Origin of the sequence: Massilia horti, assembly GCF_004614195.1 — a bacterium.
In the GTDB taxonomy this organism is placed as follows: domain Bacteria; phylum Pseudomonadota; class Gammaproteobacteria; order Burkholderiales; family Burkholderiaceae_D; genus Telluria; species Telluria horti.
The window spans coordinates 39,136-58,751 of sequence record NZ_SPUM01000057.1; the positions used below are offsets into that span (position 1 = coordinate 39,136).

The window sequence follows — 19,616 nt, forward strand, 5'->3', positions numbered from 1 at the left end:
AGCCTCCCTCATGCCCGCACCGCGAATGCATTCAATGCCTGGGCCGGTAGCGGATCCTCAAGGCGTGTCTCGAACCAGAAGCGGCGCAGCAGGTTCTGCGCGGCCTGCAGCCGGTAATTGTTCGTGGCGCGCATGTCGGACAGCGGGGCGTAATCCTGGGCCAGCGCCGCTGTTGCCATGTCCAGCGTCTCCTCGCTCCAGCGGCGCCCTGCCAGCAGTGCCTCCGCCGCGGCGGCGCGTTTCGGTGTCGCGGCCATGCCGCCAAAGGCGATGCGTGCGGAACGGATGACGTCCCCGTCGAGTTCAAAAGCGAACGCGGCGCACACCGCCGAGATGTCCTGGTCAAAGCGCTTGGCAAGCTTGTAGGTACGGAACCGCACGCCGGCGCGCGGCAACGGCACGCGCACGGACTGCACGAATTCATCCGGCCGCAGGTCCTTGCGCTGGTAGGCCAGGTAAAAGTCTTCCAGCGCCAGCACCCGCTCGCCGCCGGCGCCACGCAGCACCACCTGGCTGCCCAGCGCGATCAGCCACGGCATCGAGTCGCCGATCGGCGAGCCGTTGGCCACGTTCCCGCCCAGCGTGCCGGCATTGCGCACCGGGAGCGAAGCGAAACGCTGCCACAGTTCCGACAGCTCGCCCGGATAATGGCGGCACAAGGCGGCGTAGGCATCGTTCAGCGAAACGCCGGCGCCGATCTCGATCATGCCGTCCGACTCGGTGACCAGCTTGAGCGCATCCACATTGCCGAGGTAGATGATCTGACCCAGTTCGCGCATCTGCTTGGTGACCCACAGCCCGACGTCGGTCGAACCGGCGAGCAGCAGCGCGTCCGGGTGTTCGGCGCGCAGACGCACCAGTTCTTCCAGGGTGCGCGGCGCGTAGAAGCGTTGTTCGCCGCGCCCGTGCGTGGCCAGCTGGTCGCGCGCCAGTTCGCGCAGTTGTTCGGCCAGCGCGTCGCGGTCGAATTGGACGCGCGGCAGCTCGCACATGCGGTGCGCGGCGTCGATGATCGGCCGGTAGCCGGTGCAGCGGCACAGGTTGCCCGAGAGGGCGTCATCGATGTCGCGCCGGGTCGGGGCCTGCCCGTCCTGCCCGAGGTACATGCCCCACAGGGACATCGCGAACCCCGGCGTGCAAAAGCCGCACTGCGAGCCGTGGCACTCGACCAGCGCCTGCTGCACCGGGTGCAGCGCGCCGTCCGGCTGCTGCAAGTCCTCCACCGTGAACAGCGCACGGCCGTCGAGCGTGGGCGTAAACTGGATGCAGGAATTGACCGCCTTCAGCTCCACCTTGCCGTGTTCGAGCGATCCGATCACGACCGTGCAGGCGCCGCAGTCGCCCTCGGCGCAGCCTTCCTTGGTGCCCGTGCAATGCAAATCCTCCCGCAGGTGCTGCAGGATGGTCTGCGTGGGCGCGGCATCGGCCACTTCATGCACTGCGCCACGGTAATAAAAACGAATCGGATCTGGCATCATTATCTCGGATTTAACCCAGCATAAAGGCTAACACTCAGCAACCGGACAATTATAATCAACGGCTTATATTGCTCATCATAAATTTACCATACTACTCACCAGCGGAACGCGGCCCCACGACCAAACTTGCTATGCTTGACCCATGGCGTCAGGAGAGAAAATGTCATTGCACATCGTTCACTTCATCGGTCCGATCAACCACACCTCGGCCTGCACGGTCCGCAACCTGTGCCTGCAGGCGCTGCAAAGCGGCGCCAGCGAGATCGCACTGCACATGTCCAGCGAAGGCGGCAACATGACGGCCGGTTTCGCGCTGCACTTCTTCCTCAAGTCGCTGCCGCTGCCGCTCACCACCCACAACATCGGCAGCGTGGAATCGGTCGCCGTCGTGATCTTCCTCGCCGGGCAGAAACGCTACGCCTGCCCTGGCACGCGCTTTCTCGTGCACCCGCTGCACTGGGGCTTTGGCAACCTGGTGGCGGCCGACCACGCCCGCGTGTCCGAGTGGCGCGACTGCCTCGACTTCGACGCCGAGCGCTATGCCGCCATTTTTGAAGAAGCCACCCGCGGCGCCCGGGTCGGCACCGACATCCGGTTCCACCTGACCGGCAATGCCCGCATCTACACCGCCGACCAGGCGGTCGACGCCGGCATCATCCACCAGGCGATCCAGGCCCGGCTGCCCCAGGCAGGCACCACCTCGCACTGGTGGAATTGAGGCAGCCGGCGAGGCGCGGCCGGCGAGGCGAAACTTGCAAGGGAAATAAGCTTGCCTTAGAATCGGCCTCTGCTGTCGCGAAAATCCGCGGCGGCACCGCGCTGGCCTGCGCCAGCACCCCTTTCAAGCATCTTTACGGTGAGCCTTGGATACCGTACCCCTTTGGGTGCTCTTTTCCGCACTCGTCCTGCTGATCCTCTGCTCGGCCTTTTTCGCGATGGCGGAAACCGCGCTGATGGCAGCCAACAAGTACCGCCTGCGCCACCTTGCAAAACGTGGCAACCGCGGCGCCATCACCACCCTGTGGCTGCTCGAACGCACCGACAAGCTGCTGTCGCTGGTGCTGATCGCCAATACGCTGATCAATGCGATGGCCACCGCGCTGGTCACCACCATCGCGATCCTGTTCTTCGGGCGTGAAGAAAGCGTGATCACGATTGCAACAGCGGTCGTCGCTTTCCTGCTCATCGTGTTCGCCGAGATCACGCCCAAGGTGATCGGCGCCACTTACCCCGAACGGATTTCGCTCGGCACCAGCCTCGTGCTCAAGCCGCTGATGGCCGTGGCCAAGCCGGTGATCTGGTTCGTCAACCTGTTCGTGTCGGGCGTGCTCAAGCTGCTGCGCATCCGCGCCGGCAGCAGCGAGCACCAGCACCGCCTGTCGCCGGAGGAGCTGCGCTCGATCGTGCTCGAAGGCGGCAATTTCATCCCGCAAAAGCACAAGAGCATCCTGCTCAACCTGTTCGACCTGGAAACCATCTCGGTCGAAGACATCATGACGCCGCGCGCCCAGATCGAGGCACTGAACCTGGCCCTGCCGGTGGCGGCGATCAAGAACGAGCTGGCCACCTGCTACCACAACAAGCTGCCCGTCTACGAAGGCGAGATCAACCGGATCGTCGGCATCCTGCATGTGCGCAAGGCCGTGGCGCTCCTGAACCAGGACGACGACTTGACGATCGAGCATTTCCGCGAGCTGCTCACCGAGCCTTACTTCATCCCGCAAGACACCGGCGTCTTTACCCAGCTTCAGTATTTCCAGGAAAACCGGGAGCGGCTCGGCATCATCGTCGACGAATACGGCGAGGTCCAAGGACTGGTCACGCTGGAAGACATCATCGAAGAGATGATCGGCGACTTCACCACCTCGATGCCGGGCGCGAAACGGAGCGACACCTTCGGCTGGAACGCCAACGGCGAATGCCTGCTGGAAGGCTCGACGCCGCTGCGCGACATCAACAAGCGGCTCGACCTCGACCTGCCGCTGGACGGGCCCAAGACCGTCAACGGCTTGCTTCTCGAACAACTCCAGGACATTCCCGATTCGCCAATCTCCCTGAAGATCGGAAACTGTATAGTAGAAGTGGTGCAGGTACAAAACCAGGCCATCAAGGTCGTCAAACTGTTGCGCCCGCCGGGAGCCCGGCGTGCCCAGGCAGCCTGATATCCTGCGCGTGGCGTGGTATGAACGCCTCTGCCGAGCGCGACACGCTTTACAAATTTGATGCCCAGAGGCATCATCCAGACAATCCGGACGGGCTGGCTATCCCCTGCCCGGCGTTTTTGTTGTTCTCCTGGCACTTAATCCACGGCTCATATGGCAGCAGTCCTACCCAACGCGACTTCAGGCACGCCGATGGCCGGTCTGGCGCGTGCGCTGGTGCAGGCGGGACGGCTGGACATGACCCAGGCCGACACCATCCAGAAAAAGGCGGCCGCCGAGAAGAAACCCTTCATTGACGCGCTGCTCGCCAGCGGCGGCATCGACGCCCGCGCCCTGTCCGTGTTCTGCGCCGAAACCTTCGGCTATCCACTGCTCGACCTGTCGGCCTGCTCGGCCGAGGCCCTGCCCGCCGGCGTGATCGACATGCGCCTGATGCAGGCGCAGCGCGTGATTGCGCTCGCCAAGCGCGGCAACAAGCTGTCGGTCGCGATTTCGGACCCCACCAACACCCCGGCCCTGGACCAGATCAAGTTCCAGAGCGAGGCCGCGGTCGAACCGGTGATCGTCGCCCACGACGCGCTGTTGAACCTGTTGGCCGCGCTGGGCAAGAGCGCCGAACAGAGCCTGAACGACCTGGTCGGCGACGAGGGCGAGATCGAGTTCGCCGAAGACGAGCCGGCGCAGGCGACAATGGAGTCGGCCAACGAGGTCGAAGACGCGCCGATCGTCAAGTTCCTCAACAAGATCCTGATGGATGCGGTCTCGATCGGCGCCTCGGACATCCACTTCGAGCCGTACGAGAAGACCTACCGGATCCGGATGCGCATCGACGGCGTGCTGCGCGACCACGCCGCGCCGCCGGTATCGATCCGCGAGAAACTGGTCTCGCGCATCAAGGTGCTGGCCAAGCTCGACATTTCGGAAAAGCGCGTGCCGCAGGACGGGCGCATGCGCCTGATCCTGTCGCCCACGCGCACCATCGATTTCCGCGTCAGCACCCTGCCCACCCTGTTCGGCGAAAAGACGGTGATGCGTATCCTGGACGCGACCCAGGCCCAGATGGGCATCGACGCGCTCGGCTACGACCCGGATCAAAAGGCGCTGCTGCTGGACGCGATCCAGCGTCCCTACGGCATGGTGCTGGTGACCGGCCCGACCGGCTCGGGCAAGACGGTGTCGCTGTACAGCTGCCTGAACGTGATCAACAAACCGGGCATTAACATCTCGACCGCGGAAGACCCGGCCGAGATCAACCTGCCCGGCGTGAACCAGGTCAACGTCAACGACAAGGCCGGCCTGACCTTCGCCGCCGCGCTCAAATCCTTCCTGCGCCAGGACCCGGACGTCATCATGGTCGGCGAGATTCGCGACCTGGAAACCGCCGACATCGCGATCAAGGCCGCCCAGACTGGCCACATGGTGTTTTCCACGCTGCACACCAACGACGCGCCGTCGACCCTGACGCGCCTGATGAACATGGGCGTGGCGCCGTTCAACATCGCCTCGTCGGTCATCCTGATCACCGCGCAGCGCCTGGCGCGGCGCCTGTGCAGCTGCAAGCAGCCGCTCGACATCAGCCGCGACGCGCTGCTGTCTGCGGGATTTCGCGCCAGCGACTTGGAAGACGAGTGGCAGCCCTACGGCCCGGTCGGCTGCGAACGTTGCATGGGTACCGGCTACAAGGGCCGGGTCGGCATCTACCAGATCATGCCGATCACCCCCGCCATCGAAAAACTGATCCTTGCCAACGGCAACGCGATGGAGATTGCCGCCCAGGCCGAGCAAGAAGGCGTGAACTCGCTGCGCCGCTCCGGCCTGCTCAAAGTAAAACAGGGCATGACCAGCCTCGAAGAAGTGCTTGGCTGCACCAACGAATAGGAAGCATATGGCAACCTCCGCATCCTCCAGGAACACCGGCGGCGTCCAGGTCAAGGAATCGGTCTACGCCTGGGAAGGCAAGGACAAATTCGGCAAGACCGTGCGCGGCGAATTGCGTGCGGCCGGCGAGGCGATCGTCACCGTGACCCTGCGCCGCCAGGGCATCATGGTCACCAAGGTCAAGAAAAAGGCCTACCGCGGCGGCAAAAAGGTGAGCGAAAAGGACCTGACCCTGTTCACCCGCCAGCTGGCGACCATGATGAAGGCCGGCGTGCCGCTGCTGCAGTCGTTCGACATCGTCGGCAAGGGCCATGCCAACCCGTCGGTGTCCAAGCTGATCATGGAACTGCGCGCCGACATCGAGACTGGCACCAGCCTGAACAACGCATTTCGCAAGTACCCGCTGTATTTCGACCCGCTGTTCTGCAACCTGGTGGCGGCGGGCGAACAGGCCGGCATCCTCGAAGACCTGCTCACGCGCCTGGCCGTCTACAAGGAAAAGACGCTCGCCATCAAGGGCAAGATCAAGTCTGCACTGATGTACCCCTGCGCCATTTTGGCGATCGCCTTCATCGTCACGGCGGTCATCATGATCTGGGTGGTGCCGGCTTTCAAATCCGTGTTCGAGAGCTTCGGCGCCAGCCTGCCGGCGCCGACGGTCCTGGTCATGAACATGTCCGAATTCTTCGTCGACTACTGGTTGCTCATCTTCGGCACGGTGGGCGGCAGCCTCTATTTCTTTTTCCAGGCCTGGCGCCGCTCGCTCAAGGTGCAGCACTTCATGGACCGCCTGCTGCTCAAGGTGCCGGTGTTCGGCCCCGTCATCCGCAAGGCCACCATTGCGCGCTGGACCCGCACGCTGGCGACCATGTTCGCGGCCGGCGTGCCGCTGGTCGAGGCGCTCGATTCGGTCGGCGGCGCCGCCGGCAACGTGGTCTACCTCGATGCGACCAAAAAGATCCAGACCGAGGTCAGCACTGGCACCAGCCTGACCACCTCGATGGTCGCCTCCAACGTGTTCCCCAACATGGTCACCCAGATGGTGGCGATCGGCGAGGAATCGGGCGCGCTCGACGCGATGCTGGGCAAGGTCGCCGACTTCTTCGAGGATGAGGTCGACGAGGCGGTGGCCGCATTGTCGTCGCTGATGGAACCGCTGATCATGGTCGTGCTGGGCGTGCTGATCGGCGGCCTGGTGATTGCGATGTATTTGCCGATCTTTAAGCTGGGGTCGGTGGTGTAACGCCACCAAATGTAGCTTTTCAGAAAAAATTCGCAGTGACTCGGAGAACTTGGCAGTAAAGTCGCAGTGTTCTCATATAGCTTGCAGTAGATTCGCAGGGCAAGGGGTAGGCAAAACCTTGCCCAGTTGCCTCGTCCCGAGAAACAAAGTCCGGCCCGCGACAGGCAGCCACCGCCCGAGAATGGGCATCCCAGCCTTCTGCCGAGTCCGTAAAGCCTGTGACCTTGCAAAAAGTGCGGCCTCAAATGCGCATGAGTGCGGAACTTGGCTACTCAAGACCAAACGGGCTGCGGTAACGGTACCTCACTCTTCTTCCTCTCGATACACGCTCTAAGCGTCGAGGCGTCTGGGTCACATCAGCATCACCGCTATCGCCACGACACCTGATCGAATTCAATTCCTCCCAACCTGAAAGCCCGACAATGGCTCAGTTCGCTTCACGGCCCTCTTCCGGCTCATAAACGAAAACTTGCCTCAAACCATACAGCAAAAAAATCGATCATGCTCCAGATCACGAAAACCCAGATGGAGTTTCTTACCCGTCAGGCTTTCGGGCAAACCGTGCTGGATTTGGCCGACGCTTTATCCGAGCATTTTGACCGGGAAGATCGACACCCGGCAGTCAACTGGCCAGCTCTGACGCGGGAGGATCGGGTGCGCTTAGTGGATCAAATTGCGACAATTGGTGCAAAGCATGGGTTTGCGCTGCGTGGGGAGCTATATGCACTAGCTGAAGCCTGTGTCACAGTCGGGCCACGAGGCCTGTTGGTGGACACAGTTCTTGAGCATCCAAACCTGACACCACGGGAGAAGGTCAATGTCATGCTTGACCTCTACAACCAATGGGGCGCACCCTTCCGGGGACCAAACTAATGGCTGCCGGAATTACCAGCCCAAATAGTTCTGCAGGCGCCGTTCAACCCTGCGCGCAGGCGGCTTCCAAACCGTGCCAGGGCCAGGGAATGTCTGCCGAAGCTCAAATAAATGGTTTTTCCAGCGGCATGGCGGCTCTGCAAAAAGACTGGCCAAAGCTGAAACCTGCGCAACGGCAACAAAGGCTACAAGCTCTTGCATCCGCACAAGCGCAAGCCAACGGATCCCCTTCGCCTAGATTGGTGAAAATGACCGAGAAGGAATTGAAGGATGATCCGCAGAAGAATGGCATATTCAGCTATAAGGAATGGCAAATCAAGGTTAACCCGAATCTACTGCAGCACAACGAGCTGAGCGCGCAACAAGCCGCCGCGCTCGGCGACACTATTTATCATGAAACGCGCCACGCGGAACAATGGTACCTGATCGCCAGGCGCCAAGCCGAAACTGAGGGGAAAGCGTCTACCATCCTGAAAACATTCCCTCCGCCCGTCGCAAAAAAGGCCGCCTCACAGCCTCTCGGAGCATCCGATTGCCGTCGTCTATGTGCGGACCAACTGTACACGAGCGTATGGGGTGCAGGCTCACAATCCCGCAACACGACGCTCCACAATCTGGGCCCGCAAACGAAGGCATATTTAGAGGCGAAAAAAGCGCATGAAGCGGCGACAAAGTCGGGCGACCAAGCGAAAATAGCGCAAGCAGCGGCCCGGTTGGCAGCTACTCAGCAAACGTATGTGGCGACTTACGCGGCTTACCGCGCCCTTCCGGAGGAAGCGGACGCCTGGGACTGCGGTGGCCGGGCAAAGAAGGGCATCGAGGACGCTTTGAAGCCGAAGGGTAATCATTGATGAGTACACTAGCTGCGCGGGCTTTAGTCGTCCTTTTTGCAGTCGCCACGGCATTCGCCTGCGATATGGCTCCTACTGAGAGATCGGGAAAAATGATGCAGGATTCAACGAAAATCGAAAGTTTGGTTAAGCAACTTGGCCTTGGTAATCACAGCCCAAGGGCAGTGGCTCAGTTGCTGGGCGGAAGGGTTACGGAAGACGAAGGGGAATATACAGTTGATATTGGAAGGCATCCGTTCAAATCCGCCGTCGTTAGCCGTTTCGGGGATCAGATTGATATCGAATTCACTCTCTCGGCTGACTCGCTACCTTTATGTGACATAACTGGTGATGTTCAGGCTTGGGAGGGCGGCCCGCTATCGCCGGACTCCAGCCATCGGGATCTGCACCGCGATTGGGAGTGGAGGACCGTTACAGTCCGGTGCGTCGCCCGCATGGCTCGAATGAGTGGACCACAGCCAGTCAAAGACGATTTGGTACAGAGCGTAGGCTGCCACATATATCCCAAGTAGCAGTTTGGAACAGCTGTTCCAGTCGCATCGCCAGACAGTCGCCGGCAGTAAGCTGCCACCGACCATCGGTGGCAACGCGACGGTCACGCCTGGAAGACATTTCCCACAATGTCGACCATGGCTGGTTCCCCCTCAGCACTGATTCGTACATGAGGGCCTGCTGCGCCAGCAATGAAAGCTTAACTATCGACCTTTAGCTGTTTTGGTCTGCAGTGTGATGCGGCGTACGCCTTCGATCGAATGAAGCTTTGCAGCAAGCGAAGCCATCGTCTCCTGGGGCGCGCCACGTACGAAGCTGAGGTTGATCCAATCCACAGTATCGCCGTGCGTCAGCGTCATTTGTTGCACCGCGAGTCCTGCGGCTGCAATCTCGGACTCGATTCGCTCCAGCGGCAGCGATCCCCGATCGGCTTCGATCCGAAAATGGCGGTGTTGATTGCGGAAAAGTCGCCGCTCCAGCGGCTTGACCAGTGCAAGAATGATCAGGATAAGCGCCGTGGTCGCGACGGCCGCGACATATAAACCGCCGCCGACGGCCAGGCCAACGGCCGCAACGGTCCAAAGGCTGGCTGCGGTGGTCAGGCCACGAATCACTTCCTGACGAAGGAAAAGGATCGTTCCCGCTCCGAGAAAGCCGATCCCGCTGACGACTTGGGCAGCCACCCGTGAAGGGTCGAGTACAACGTGACTGCCGACCAGAGCGTCGGAGAAACCGTATGCCGAGACCAGCATGACCAGCGCGGAACCCAGGCCCACCAGCATGTGCGTGCGCAGGCCTGCGACCGATTCGAGGCGTTCGCGCTCCAGCCCGACCACTCCGCCGAGAATGGCCGCGATCACCAAACGAAGCACGACTTCCCCATGACTTAGCATCAGGGTTGCCAGTCAACTGTAATTATGGGAGTCCTATTGTAGCCTGCTTCGATAACTGGCTGCGGCACCCGTGCAAGCACTTACAAGGCTGATTTGGCAGCCCCGCCGGGATCGCTGTCGCGGATTTCATGGGCACCCGCCGTGGGATTACCGGCGTCGTCGGTCGGCACAAGCTGCTGTGTGAACGCCGTAAAATATGCCGCCCAGTTGTCTAGTCCAAGATCGACCAGCACGGCGCCGTCCTGCCACACGTCATTGTGGTCAATGCGGTCGTTGCCATTGTTGAGAAAGTGCGGCCCGGTCGACCCCTGGTTCATGTGAATGTCGTGAATTCCCGGCTCCCCGTCCCGATAGGTGCGGCCGAACAGATAGACGTCGCAGCCACCCTCCTGCGCCCGGTGCAACAGGCGCGAGAGCGAGGCTGGCGGCTCAGCATACGCGGTGCCATCCATGACATCGCTGTCGCGCCAATGGCCGGTTCCGTTCAGGATGTCCGAACGCAGAAAATCCAGTGCGGGAAGCTGTCGCGCCCGCAATTCGAGAAAGCCGGAATCCATCGCGCGCAGGTTTTGGCATATTTCGTGATGGAAGTCATACGCCAGCCGATAGCGCAGCAAATCATCGGCATCGTCCGTGCCGACGTTGACGGCGCTGTCCCACTGCTCCGAACCGGCCTGCAACCTGACATGCATGTGGTATTGCGTTTCATGCTGCGCCTGCAGGAATTTTGCTTTCATTACCGGCGCGCCAATGACTTTCGCCTTTACTACCCCATAGGTCAGAGCCATGATTCCCTCCAATAAAAGCATGCGTCTTGAGAGTAGTTCCTGGCCTGGCCCCACCACAAGTGAGACCTTGGTGCTGCCCGCGGCGCCCCGCGATGGGAGCTCTGGCGGCCACACGGCGAACGCCCGGCTGGCACGGTGCTTCGCCAAAACGGATAAAGCGCCTAAAATATGTTGATCTAGGGAATGTCCTCACACCGAACAACAGGAGAGCTATGTCACCCGAATCACTCTTATTCGCAGCACCGGGCTCGCTCGGCGCGACGATTGTCGCCTGCGTATTCGGCTTACTCATCGGCAGCTTCCTGAATGTGGTGATCTACCGGATTCCGAAGATGATGCAGCGCGAGTCCGACAATTACGTCGCGCACGAGCTGGGCAAGGAGCTGCCGCACACGGACCGCTTCAACCTGGCGGTGCCGCGCAGCGCCTGTCCACACTGCGGACACCAGATCACTGCACTGGAGAACATTCCAGTCATCAGCTGGCTGGTGCTTGGCGGGAAATGCAGCGCCTGCAAGGCGCCGATCCCGGCGCGCTACCCGGCCATCGAACTGCTCACCGGCCTGCTGTCGGCGCTGTTGGTGTGGTCCTTCGGCAGCGGCTGGACCGGGCTGGCGGTGCTGCTGTTCGCCTACCTGCTGCTGGCGATGACCTTCATCGACTTCGACACCCAGCTGCTGCCCGACGACCTCACCTATCCGCTGCTGTGGGCAGGCTTGCTGGTCAACCTGAATGGCATGTTCGTGCCGTTGCATGACGCCGTGATCGGCGCGACGGCCGGCTACCTGGCGCTGTGGTCGGTCTATTGGCTGTTCAAGCTAGCGACGGGCAAGGAAGGAATGGGCTATGGTGATTTCAAGCTGCTGGCGGCGCTCGGCGCCTGGCTCGGCTGGCAGATGCTGCCCACGATTATCCTGCTGTCGTCGGTGGTCGGCGCGCTGGTCGGCATCAGCCTGATCGTGTTTGCCAAGCGCGCACGCGACAAGCCGATCCCATTCGGCCCCTACCTCGCGGCCGCCGGCCTGATCGCCATGCTGTATGGCGCACCGATCAGCCGCTACGCACAAACCCTGATCGCACAAGGCTGAACCTAGTGTCCTGAATTGCAGATTCGTTGAATAAATATGGCGACAATCAAACTGATACCGCGTCACAAATGCGCGCAATGCCTCGGCCTTGCTGTGCTTTGTTCCTTGTCTCAGCTCGATTTCGCCACATTTATTACTCAACGAACTAGCAATTCAGGACACTAGCCGGGAGGAGCGCATGGAACAAGCCAGGGCAAACGCATTCACGGTCGGCCTGACGGGCGGCATCGGTTCCGGCAAGTCCACGGTGGCCGATATGTTCGCCGAACGGGGCGCCACGGTGATCGACACCGACGTGATCGCGCACTCGCTGACTGCGCCCGGCGGCGCGGCCATGCCCGCCCTGGTTGCCGAGTTCGGCCCCGAATTTGCCACGCCTGACGGCGCGCTCGACCGCGCACGCATGCGCCAGCTGGTATTTGCCGACCCCGGCGCACGCACCCGCCTCGAAGCCATCCTGCACCCGCGTATCCGCGAAGCGACCAATGCCGCCGCCGCGCTGGCGACTGGCCCCTACACGATCTTTGTCGTGCCCCTGCTGGTCGAATCCGGCGACTGGCGCGAGCGCGTCACGCGCGTGCTGGCGGTCGACACCCCGGAGGCGCTGCAAGTGCAGCGGGTGATGGCCCGAAACAGCTTTCCCGAAGCGCAGGTGCACGCGATTATGGCGGCGCAGGCGAGCCGCCAACAGCGGCTGGCGGTGGCCGACGACGTGGTGCTTAATGACGACGGGTTAGAGGCGCTGGTGCCCCAGGTCGAACGCCTGCATGCGTTTTACCTGTCGGAAGCGCAAAGAATGGCAATAATGCATATAGAGCGTTTGTAATTTTGAGCGGCTTGGTTCAGAATCACGGGGTTGCTCGCCAGCCTACATTCAAAGGAATGTCATTTTGATCGTCTACGAATATCCTTTCAACGAGCGCATTCGCACGTTGTTGCGGCTGGAAGACCTGTACGAAAAATTCAAGTTCTTTGTGCAGCAAGAACATCCGATGCAACACCATGTGGCGCTCTCGACGATCTTCGACATGCTCGAAGTGGCTGGCCGCGCCGATCTCAAGTCCGACCTGCTCCAGGAACTCGAGCGCCAGAAACAGAGCCTGCTCGCCTACCGCACCAATCCCAACGTCGCCGTGGACATGCTCGACGCCGTCTTGGGCGAGCTGGACCAGGTCAGCAGCGCGCTGGTCGCGGCCCAGGGCAAGACCGGCCAGAACGTGCGCGACAACGAATGGCTGATGAGCATCCGCGGCCGCACCATCATCCCGGGCGGCGCCTGCGAATTTGATTTACCCTCGTACCACGCATGGCAGAAGCGCCCTGCCGAGCAGCGCCATGCGGACATCATGAACTGGTTTGCACCGCTGACCCCGCTGTGCGCCGCGCTGGCCCTGGTGCTGCGCCTGCTGCGCCAATCGGGCGCGCCGATCAAGCTGGTCGCGGTGGCCGGCAGCTACCAGCAGATGCTGCAGGGAAAGGTGTACCAGATGCTGCGCCTGTCGGTGGATGAGACGCTGGGGGCGATCCCGGAGATCTCCGCTAACAAATATATGCTGTGGGCGCGCTTTACCACTCAAGGCGGGGACCTGAAGCCCAAGCCGCTGGAAGGCGACGTGCCGTTCGAGCTCACGCTTTGTAATTTCTAGGATAGCTGTATTGCCATGACCGTTGTCTCCTGCCCGACCTGCGGCAAAAAAGTCGAGTGGACCGAAGCAAACAAGTACCGCCCGTTCTGTTCCGAGCGCTGCAAGAAGATCGATCTGGGTGCGTGGGCGGAAGAAAAATATTCGATTCCCGGCGCTGCGCCAACCGACAATCCGGACGAGCCGCCGACTGAAGGCTAACCCGTGCCGGAGGCGTTGGGGTGCGCACCAGTGCGCACGCGGTCACTGCATGCCGACTTGCGGCTACTGCATCGCTACGCCGCGTTTGCGAACCGCGTGCGCACAGGTCCTCGGCGGCCCCGCGCCCCCTACGATTCTGCATCCGCAAACAGGTGGGGTTTGCTCCGCGTCTTATTCCAGCGGTTCCTGGCTCTTGGCCTGGCCGAGCAGCTCGAGCGAGCGCACGGCAACGTGACGGACACGCGCCCACAGCGTGTCATGTTTGAAGGATGCACCAGCATACGCGCGCTCGCCCTGCACCAAGGATGTCAGCATATTTCCTCCGCAATGAGATAATTAGTCCTGGTCATCATAATGACGAGGCCTATTGGCGGCCAATTTTCTTTGACCATACGCAGTATTCAATCCGAGAATAATCGCCGCCGCCCCCATGACTGTCGAGGATATCTGTCGATGAATTTTCAAACGTTCGACCTGAATCTGTTGCGCATTTTTGACGCGGTAATGACCGAGCAAAACATCACGCGCGCTGCGGAGCGCCTTTCCACTACCCAGCCCGCCGTGTCGAACGCCCTCAAGCGGCTGCGCGAAGCGGCCAACGACGACATCCTGGTGCGTACCGCGCGCGGCATGAAGCCTACCGCGCGCGCGCTGGAAATCTGGCCGGCGGTGCGCTCGGCGCTGGCCACGCTGGAAGGCGTGATGAATCCGGAACGGTTCGACCTGGCCTCGACCAAGGCCAGCTTTCGCATCGCGATGGCCGATTCGACGGCCACCCTGCTGCTGCCTCAGGTAATGGAACGCATCCGCAACGAGGCGCCCGAAATCGATATCCGGCTGGTGCCGCTCACCGGACGCGACCCGCGCCCGATGCTGTTCAATTCGCAGGCGGACCTGGCGGTCGGTTCCTTCCCGGGCGTGCTGGCCCAGCTGCGCGACGGCCAGCAGCGCGACATTACGCTGCACCACCAGCGGCTCTATAGCGGCGAGCCGGTGTGCATCATGCGGCCCGGCCATCCGCTGGCGAACGAGGAACTGACGATCGACCGCTACTGCGACGCGCTGCACGTCTTGGTCAGCTTTTCCGGCAGCCCGACAGGGCCGGCGGACGACCAGCTCGCCGGGCTGGGACGCACGCGCCGGGTGGCGCTGACGGTGAACCAGTTCTCGACCGCGTTCCACATGGTCGCGTGCAGCGACCTGATCTCGGTCGTGCCGCGCCACCTGATCGAGGCCGACAGCGCTGGCAACCGCCTGATCATCAAGACCCTGCCGTTCCAGCTGCCGATGGTGTACGTGGACATGCTCTGGCACGAGCGCGACATGACGCGCCCGGCGCACAAGTGGCTGCGCGAGACGATCATGCGCATTCCGGCGGTGGCGGCGCACGACGGGTGATCGCCCCCGCCGCGCGCGCCGCGGCGATCAGGCGGTGACGCTGATGCCCTGCGGGACCAGCACCGGCTTGTTGATGCTGCCGTAGCGGTCCATGAACAGCCCTTCCAGGCTGATCTCCGGCTGGCGTCCCGACACCAGGTCGGCGGTCACCCGCGCCGAACCGCACGCCATGGTCCAGCCCAGCGTGCCGTGTCCGGTATTGAGGAACAGGTTGCGCAGCGGGGTCGGTCCCACCACCGGGGTGCCGTCCGGGGTGTTCGGGCGCAGCCCGCACCAGAAGCTCGCCTGCGACACGTCCCCGCCCTGCGGGAACAGGTCGGTCACCGAATGCTCGAGGATTGCGCGGCGCTCAGTGCGCAGCGTCAGGTCGTAGCCCGCGATTTCGGCGGTGCCGCCCACGCGGATGCGGTCGCCCAGGCGGGTGATCGCCACCTTGAAGGTCTCGTCCATCACGGTCGACTCGGGCGCGCCCGAGGCATCGGCGATCGGCACGGTGATCGAATAGCCCTTGACCGGATAGACCGGAATCTTGATGCCGATTTGGCGCAGCAGGAACGGCGAATAGCTGCCCAGCGCCAGCACGTAGGTGTCGGCCTTGAGATCGCCCTGCGAAGTGACCACGCCGGTGACCTTGTCGCCTTCGGTTGCCAGCCGCTCGATCGTCACGTTGTGGCGGAACTTGACGCCCAGTTCCCTGGCCATTTCGGCCAGCGCCTGGGTGAACTTGAAGCAGTCGCCGGTCTCGTCGCCCGGCAGCTGCAGGCCGCCGACGAACTTGCCGCGCACCCGCGCCAGCGCCGGCTCCGCCGCCTCGCAGCCCTTCGGGTCGAGCAGGTGGTACGGCACGCCGGACTGCTGCAGCACGGCGATGTCGGTGGCGGCGGCATCGAGCTGCTGCTGGGTGCGGAACAGCTGCAGCGTGCCCTCGGTGCGCTCGTCGTACTGGATGCCGGTGTCAACGCGCAGCTGCTTGAGCACGTCGCGGCTGTACTCGGCCACCCGCACCATGCGGCTCTTGTTGATCTCGTAGCTCTTGTGGTTGCAGTTGGCGAGCATCTGCAGCATCCAGCTCCACATCTGCATGTCGAACTTGGGGCGCACTACCAGCGGACTGTACTTCATCATCAGCCACTTGATGGCCTTGAGCGGCACGCCGGGACCGGCCCACGGCGTGGCATAGCCGGGCGAGATCTCGCCCGCATTGCCGAAACTGGTTTCCATGCCGGCGGCCGGCTGGCGGTCGATGACCGTCACCTCATGACCGGCCTTGGCGAGGTAGTACGCAGACGTGGTGCCGATGACGCCGCTGCCCAAAACGATGATTTTCACGGATATCCTTCAAACAGATGGGTTAACTGCCTGTCCTTGCATAGCGCAGCTGATCGAGCCATTCAAGCAAGGGGATGGTTGCGGGCAGCAGCGGGGTAACGTCCACTAGCCCTTGCCACGCAAAAGCCTGCCCTTCCAGGCTTTGCGGTTCGCCGCGCCAATCGCGGCTGATGTAAAAATACAGGCGCACATGCGCGTGCTCGTACACGTGCTCGACGCAGCACCACGGCTCGGCGCTGACGATCGTCACGCCCAGCTCTTCGACGAATTCGCGCTGCAGCGCGCTAAAGACGTCCTCGCCCGGCTCGACTTTCCCGCCCGGGAATTCCCAGTAGCCTGCGTACGGCTTGCCGGCCGGCCGCTGGCCCAGCAGCACATCGCCGTTCTCGCGCGTCAGGATGCCAACCGCGACGTCGACCGGCTTGGCCTTCGCCTCAAGCATGCCGCGCCCCGTCCGGCAGGCGTCCGGCGTAGTCCTTCGCGAACTGCCAGGCCACGCGTCCGGAACGCGACCCGCGCGCGAGCGCCCAGCGCAGCGCCTCGGACCGTGCGTCCTCGATCTGCTGTTCGCTGCAGCCGAAGCTCTCCAGCCAGTGGCCGACAATCGACAGGTAGTCGTCCTGGCGGAACGGGTAGAACGAGAGCCACAGGCCGAAGCGCTCGGACAGCGAAATCCTCTCCTCCACCGTTTCGCCCGGGTGCAGGTCGCCGTCCTCGCCCGCGGTGTAGCTGGCGTTGTCGGACATCCGCTCCGGCATCAGGTGGCGGCGGTTGGAGGTGGCGTAGATCAACACATTGTCCGACTGCGTCGATACGCTGCCGTCGAGCGCGACCTTGAGCGCCTTGTAGCCGGCTTCGCCCTCCTCGAACGACAGGTCGTCGCAAAAGATGATGAAACGCTCCGAACGAGCAGCCACCAGGTCGACGATATCCGGCAGGTCGACCAGGTCGGCCTTGTCCACTTCGATCAGGCGCAGGCCGTCGTCGGCGAACTGGTTCAGGCAGGCCTTGATCAACGACGACTTGCCGGTGCCGCGCGCGCCGGTCAGCAGCACGTTGTTGGCCGGGCGGCGACGCACGAACTGGCGGGTGTTCTGCTCGATCGCCGCCTTCTGGGCGGCGACGTGCATGAGGTCCTCCAGCCGGATGGTCGACGGGTGCAGCACCGGCTGCAGGTAGTTCCCGCCGCCAGCCGCGCGGCGGCGCCAGCGAAAGGCGAAGCTGCGTTTCCAGTCCGGTTCGCGCGGCACCGCCGGGGGCAGCACTGCCTCCACCCGCGCCATCAGCGCTTCGGCCCGGGTCAGGAACTGTTCGAGCGGAGTCATGAAACTTACGAACGGTAGTCGGCGTTGATGCTCACGTAGTCATGCGACAGGTCGCAGGTCCAGATGGTGGCGCTGGCCTCGCCCCGGCCGAGCTTGACCCGGACCAGGATCTCAACCTGCTTCATCACGCGCTGGCCGTCCTCTTCCCGGTAGTCCGGGTTGCGGCCGCCGTTTTTCGCGACCCAGACGTCGTCCAGGTACAGGTCGAGCTTTGCCGTGTCCAGGTCGTCCACGCCGGCATAGCCGATCGCGGCCAGGATGCGGCCCAGGTTGGGGTCGGATGCGAAGAACGCGGTCTTGACCAGCGGCGAGTGCCCGATCGAGTAGGCGATCTTGCGGCATTCCTCGATGTCGCGGCCGCCTTCCACCGTGACCGTGATGAACTTGGTCGCGCCTTCGCCGTCGCGCACGATCTGCTGCGCCAGGTTGCGCGAAATGTCGGTCACCGCATCGCGCAGCGCCGCGTATTCGGGGCTGTCGGTGCTGTTCACGGTAAGCGTGCCGGCGCCGGTGGCCACCACGATGAACGAGTCGTTGGTCGAGGTGTCGCCGTCGATCGTGATCGAGTTGAACGAGCGGTCAGCCGCAAAGCGCACCAGTTCTTCGAGCACCGGCTGCGCGACCTTGGCGTCGATCGCCAGGTAGCCCAGCATGGTGGCCATGTTCGGGCGGATCATGCCGGCGCCCTTGCTGATGCCGGTCATCGTCACCGCATGGCCGCCGATCGTGACGGTCCTGGACGCCGCCTTCGGCTGGGTGTCGGTGGTCATGATCGCTTCGGCCGCGTTGAACCAGTTATCCAGCTTGAGGTTGGCCACGGCGTCGGGCAGCTTGGCGACGATCTTCTCGACCGGCAGCGGCTCAAGGATCACACCGGTCGAAAACGGCAGCACCTGCTGCGCATCGACGCCAAGCAGGCGCGCCACTTGCGCGCAGGTAGCCTGGGCGTTGGCCAAGCCCGGCTCGCCGGTACCCGCGTTGGCGTTGCCCGTGTTGATCACCAGCGCACGGATCGGCTTGCCAGATGCCAGGTTAGCCTTGCAGACCTGCACCGGCGCCGCGCAAAAGCGGTTCTTGGTGAAAACACCGGCGACGCTGGCGCCTTCGGCGATCTTCATCACCAGCAGGTCCTTGCGGTTCGGCTTCTTGATACCGGCTTCGGCGTAGCCGAGTTCGATGCCGTCGACGGGTTTCAGGTCGGCTGCAACTGGGAGCGGAAGATTGACGGCCATGACGTTCTCTTGCGTGGAAAATGTTGAATCCGATATTGTACCGTCATGCAGCAGCAATGGGCGCGGGCGCGCTTGTTTCCGCGCTGACTTTTGGTGGGGGAGGATTAACCTGGACGAATAGCCTCCGGGCGGGGCTTCTCGCCGTATGCGTGGCCGGCAGCGGCGCCGGCCACGCTGGGCTTGGTTCAGGCTTTGACGGCACCCGGGCGGCCGCCGGGGTGCTGGCGCAGCGCATCGAGCGCCTGGCCAAAGCCGTTGAGCGAGACCGGCAGCACGATCTGCCGGCCGCCGTCCATCAGGTACGCGAATCGGGCTTGCTTACCGGAAAGCCAGACTTTCAGCACGGGCTGCGCCATGCGTCCCACGGCCTCGCAACGCAGCGCGTCGCAGTCGCCGATCGGCAAGCGCATGTCCGGCTGGGCATCGACCTTGATCCCGATCCCGGCCTTGCGCACGGCATTGGACGAAAAGCGGGCGCGCAGCGTCGGCACCTCGGGCGAGTCGGCGAAATCGACGGTCAGCCCCAGCACCACCTGGCGCGCCCGCGGGTTGACCGACACCAGCTGCGAGATCATGCAGCGCTCGACATCCCGGTTGCGCGCGTCGCGCGCCACGGCGCACAAATAGCCCCAGTTGCCGAAACGCTGCTCACGGGTGACGCGCGGGGCGCCAGGCACCCCGTCCGGGGCGGCCTGGGCCGCACTGCCCGTCGCCGCCCAGAGCAGCACGGCCAGCGCGAGGC

At 63.0% G+C, this 19,616-nt stretch carries 20 protein-coding genes; 11 read left to right on the forward strand and 9 right to left on the reverse strand.

Annotated elements, in window-relative coordinates; all coding sequences use genetic code 11:
• Window positions 1-8: 8 nt before the first annotated feature.
• Window positions 9-1,475: a xanthine dehydrogenase small subunit gene (gene xdhA / locus E4O92_RS09760; RefSeq protein WP_135189572.1), complete on the reverse strand. Its 1,467-nt coding sequence runs from the start codon at window positions 1,473-1,475 to the stop codon at window positions 9-11.
• A 163-nt stretch (window positions 1,476-1,638) separates the two neighbouring features.
• Here xdhA and E4O92_RS09765 point away from each other — a divergent pair, with 163 nt between their 5' ends.
• From E4O92_RS09765 to E4O92_RS09790, 6 genes are all read left to right on the forward strand, one after another.
• Window positions 1,639-2,196 (forward strand): ClpP family protease, encoded by a 558-nt coding sequence (locus E4O92_RS09765; RefSeq protein WP_135189573.1) that lies wholly within the window; start codon window positions 1,639-1,641, stop codon window positions 2,194-2,196.
• Between the two features lie 145 nt (window positions 2,197-2,341).
• Window positions 2,342-3,640 carry an HlyC/CorC family transporter gene (locus tag E4O92_RS09770; protein WP_135189574.1) on the forward strand — a complete coding sequence of 433 codons (1,299 nt, stop codon included), beginning with the start codon at window positions 2,342-2,344 and terminating at the stop codon, window positions 3,638-3,640.
• A gap of 153 nt (window positions 3,641-3,793) precedes the next feature.
• Window positions 3,794-5,518: a type IV-A pilus assembly ATPase PilB gene (gene pilB, locus E4O92_RS09775; RefSeq protein WP_135189575.1), complete on the forward strand. Its 1,725-nt coding sequence runs from the start codon at window positions 3,794-3,796 to the stop codon at window positions 5,516-5,518.
• Window positions 5,519-5,525: 7 nt separating this feature from the next.
• Entirely contained in the window at window positions 5,526-6,761 is a 1,236-nt protein-coding gene (locus E4O92_RS09780) for a type II secretion system F family protein (RefSeq protein WP_135189576.1), read from the forward strand.
• A gap of 501 nt (window positions 6,762-7,262) precedes the next feature.
• On the forward strand, window positions 7,263-7,634 hold the full coding sequence (locus E4O92_RS09785; protein ID WP_135189577.1) for a hypothetical protein: 372 nt from the start codon (window positions 7,263-7,265) through the stop codon (window positions 7,632-7,634).
• An 89-nt stretch (window positions 7,635-7,723) separates the two neighbouring features.
• Window positions 7,724-8,485, forward strand: a complete 762-nt coding sequence (locus tag E4O92_RS09790) for a hypothetical protein (protein ID WP_135189578.1) — start codon at window positions 7,724-7,726, stop codon at window positions 8,483-8,485.
• A 695-nt stretch (window positions 8,486-9,180) separates the two neighbouring features.
• Here E4O92_RS09790 and E4O92_RS09795 read toward each other — a convergent pair.
• Window positions 9,181-9,870, reverse strand: a complete 690-nt coding sequence (locus E4O92_RS09795) for an MgtC/SapB family protein (RefSeq protein ID WP_135189579.1) — start codon at window positions 9,868-9,870, stop codon at window positions 9,181-9,183.
• A gap of 80 nt (window positions 9,871-9,950) precedes the next feature.
• Window positions 9,951-10,658, reverse strand: coding sequence for a DUF2278 family protein (locus tag E4O92_RS09800; RefSeq protein WP_135189580.1), 708 nt, complete (start codon window positions 10,656-10,658; stop codon window positions 9,951-9,953).
• 212 nt (window positions 10,659-10,870) lie between these two features.
• Here E4O92_RS09800 and E4O92_RS09805 point away from each other — a divergent pair, with 212 nt between their 5' ends.
• The 4 genes from E4O92_RS09805 to yacG all read left to right on the forward strand — a co-directional run bounded on the left by E4O92_RS09805 (window position 10,871) and on the right by yacG (window position 13,590).
• The gene (locus E4O92_RS09805; protein ID WP_135189581.1) at window positions 10,871-11,746 is read left to right on the forward strand and encodes a prepilin peptidase; all 876 of its coding nucleotides are present in this window, start codon (window positions 10,871-10,873) and stop codon (window positions 11,744-11,746) included.
• 178 nt (window positions 11,747-11,924) lie between these two features.
• Window positions 11,925-12,572: a dephospho-CoA kinase gene (coaE, locus tag E4O92_RS09810; protein ID WP_135189582.1), complete on the forward strand. Its 648-nt coding sequence runs from the start codon at window positions 11,925-11,927 to the stop codon at window positions 12,570-12,572.
• A gap of 64 nt (window positions 12,573-12,636) precedes the next feature.
• Window positions 12,637-13,392, forward strand: a complete 756-nt coding sequence (gene zapD / locus E4O92_RS09815; protein WP_135189583.1) for a cell division protein ZapD — start codon at window positions 12,637-12,639, stop codon at window positions 13,390-13,392.
• 15 nt (window positions 13,393-13,407) lie between these two features.
• On the forward strand, window positions 13,408-13,590 hold the full coding sequence (yacG, locus tag E4O92_RS09820) for a DNA gyrase inhibitor YacG (RefSeq protein WP_135189584.1): 183 nt from the start codon (window positions 13,408-13,410) through the stop codon (window positions 13,588-13,590).
• Window positions 13,591-13,761: 171 nt separating this feature from the next.
• Here yacG and E4O92_RS24795 read toward each other — a convergent pair whose 3' ends face one another.
• Window positions 13,762-13,905 (reverse strand): hypothetical protein, encoded by a 144-nt coding sequence (locus E4O92_RS24795; protein ID WP_167759748.1) that lies wholly within the window; start codon window positions 13,903-13,905, stop codon window positions 13,762-13,764.
• A gap of 138 nt (window positions 13,906-14,043) precedes the next feature.
• Here E4O92_RS24795 and E4O92_RS09825 point away from each other — a divergent pair, with 138 nt between their 5' ends.
• Window positions 14,044-14,988 (forward strand): LysR family transcriptional regulator, encoded by a 945-nt coding sequence (locus E4O92_RS09825; RefSeq protein ID WP_135189585.1) that lies wholly within the window; start codon window positions 14,044-14,046, stop codon window positions 14,986-14,988.
• A 27-nt stretch (window positions 14,989-15,015) separates the two neighbouring features.
• Here E4O92_RS09825 and E4O92_RS09830 read toward each other — a convergent pair whose 3' ends face one another.
• The 5 genes from E4O92_RS09830 to E4O92_RS09850 form a co-directional block, all read right to left on the reverse strand.
• Window positions 15,016-16,317: a D-amino acid dehydrogenase gene (locus E4O92_RS09830; RefSeq protein WP_135189586.1), complete on the reverse strand. Its 1,302-nt coding sequence runs from the start codon at window positions 16,315-16,317 to the stop codon at window positions 15,016-15,018.
• 22 nt (window positions 16,318-16,339) lie between these two features.
• On the reverse strand, window positions 16,340-16,759 hold the full coding sequence (locus E4O92_RS09835) for an NUDIX domain-containing protein (protein WP_135189587.1): 420 nt from the start codon (window positions 16,757-16,759) through the stop codon (window positions 16,340-16,342).
• On the reverse strand, window positions 16,752-17,642 hold the full coding sequence (locus tag E4O92_RS09840; RefSeq protein WP_135189588.1) for an ATP-binding protein: 891 nt from the start codon (window positions 17,640-17,642) through the stop codon (window positions 16,752-16,754). The genes E4O92_RS09835 and E4O92_RS09840 overlap by 8 nt, the downstream gene beginning before the upstream one ends.
• Window positions 17,643-17,647: 5 nt before the next feature.
• A complete protein-coding gene (gene argJ / locus E4O92_RS09845) occupies window positions 17,648-18,874 on the reverse strand; it encodes a bifunctional glutamate N-acetyltransferase/amino-acid acetyltransferase ArgJ (RefSeq protein ID WP_135189589.1) in 1,227 nt (408 codons plus the stop codon).
• Window positions 18,875-19,059: 185 nt separating this feature from the next.
• On the reverse strand, window positions 19,060-19,616 hold a 557-nt coding region (locus E4O92_RS09850; protein WP_135189590.1), incomplete at its 5' end, for an invasion associated locus B family protein.